The 1034-nt window shown below is 64.4% G+C and carries 1 protein-coding gene; it reads left to right on the top strand.

The genetic code is table 11. The features are described from left to right. Window positions 1-196: 196 nt before the first annotated feature. A partial coding sequence (rnd, locus tag JCM25156_RS17925; protein ID WP_025814233.1) for a ribonuclease D occupies window positions 197-1034 on the top strand: 838 nt, incomplete at its 3' end.

Below are 1034 nucleotides of genomic sequence, written 5' to 3'. Positions count from 1 at the left end.
TGGCCGAGCTGGGTCAGGAACTGGCTGCCATCGTCGGCCGGGGGGGTGGGTATTCATGGGCGGCGGGTCCGTCAGGAATGAAAAGGGATGTGTGCTGATGCCGTAAGGCCCGCGCCAGCGTCAATGGAAATGCAGGGGACCGGCATGCGGTTTTCGCCGCTTTCACACCCGGGGGCAGGCATGATAACTGCATGGCATGGCACGTGTATCCCGACCTGAATTTCCCGCGCCCGTTCTGGTGACCACCACGGCGGAGCTTGAGGCTGTAACCGCGCGACTGCGGCATGAGCCGTTCGTGACAATCGACACCGAATTCGTGCGTGAGCGTACGTACTGGCCGGAACTGTGCCTTGTGCAGTTGGCCGGGGAAAACGAGGTCGTGGTCATTGATACGATCGCCCCCGGCATTGACCTGTCATCGCTGGGCGCGTTGCTGGATGACGCCGCTGTGACCAAGGTCTTCCACGCCGCGCGGCAGGATCTGGAAATTTTCCTGCATCTGTTCGACCGCCTGCCCGCCGCCCTGTTCGATACGCAGGTCGCGGCCATGGTGGCGGGGTATGGGGACCAGGTGGGGTATGACAACCTCGTCTCGTCCCTGCTTGGGGTGCAGATCGACAAGTCACACCGTTTTTCCGACTGGTCGGCCCGTCCGCTCTCTCCCGCGCAGATCGGTTACGCGGCGGCGGATGTCACTTACCTGCGCCTTGTCTATGACAGGCTGTTGCAGCAGCTTGAGGCGGAAGGCCGTCTGGACTGGGTGGCGGCGGAGCTGGATATTCTGAACAATCCCGCCACGTTCCGCCCCGATCCGCTGACCCTGTGGGAAAAGATGCGGCCGCGCACGAACAACCGGCGCATGCTGGGCATCCTGCGCGCCGTGACGGCGTGGCGGGAAGGGGAGGCGCAGCGTGTCAACGTGCCGCGCCAGCGCCTGCTCAAGGATGAGAGCCTGATGGAAATCGCGGCCACCGCCCCCGTCACGACCGAGGCCCTGGCGCGGGTGCGTGGCGTTTCACGCGGGTTTGCCGAAG

It is taken from the genome of Komagataeibacter kakiaceti JCM 25156, from assembly GCF_000613305.1.
The sequence above is the reverse complement of the archived record's forward strand: the minus strand, read 5'-3'. Positions and strand labels throughout refer to the sequence as shown.